Source organism: Mesorhizobium sp. M4B.F.Ca.ET.089.01.1.1, assembly GCF_004022605.1.
Classification (GTDB): domain Bacteria; phylum Pseudomonadota; class Alphaproteobacteria; order Rhizobiales; family Rhizobiaceae; genus Mesorhizobium; species Mesorhizobium abyssinicae.
On sequence record NZ_RZOS01001258.1, the window covers coordinates 1 to 554 of the forward strand.

A 554-nucleotide genomic window follows, 5' to 3' on the forward strand; every position below is an offset into this window, starting at 1 on the left:
GCTCGGCACCTATCCCGAGACACCGCTCGGCACCGACAAGGGCGCTCGCCAGAAGGCCAAGGACACTCGTGCAAGCGTGCAAGAGGGCGGCGACCCTGTGGCCGCCAAGAAAGCGCACGCCGCCTCGATGACCGTCTCTGATTTGGTCGAGAGCTATCTCACCCGCCGGGCATCATCGCGGCGGTCGGTCGATGAGATCGCGCGCCGGCTGCGCAAGAATGTGTCCGGCTATGACGCTGACGGAAAGAAGGTCGAGAAGGCATCATCTGGCTGCATAGGCGAGGTGAAGCTCGCGGACCTGCATCGTCGCGATATCACTAAGGCGATCGACGCGGTGAAGGACCGGGGCGCGGCCGTCGAGGCAAACCGGGTGTTCGAGGACATTTGCGCCATGATCCGATGGGGGCGCGGTCGTGGCGATCTGGACAACAACTTGACCGAAGGTATGGCTAGGCCGACCGAAACGGTCGAGCGCGACCGCGTGCTGACGGCCGACGAGATCAAGACGATGTGGGCAGCCTTGCCCGAAGCCGACATGCGGGAAAGCACCCGCC

At 64.4% G+C, this 554-nt stretch carries 1 pseudogene; it reads left to right on the forward strand.

The features are described from left to right. A pseudogene (locus tag EN780_RS39445) lies at positions 1-554 on the forward strand (hypothetical protein); the annotation flags it as partial.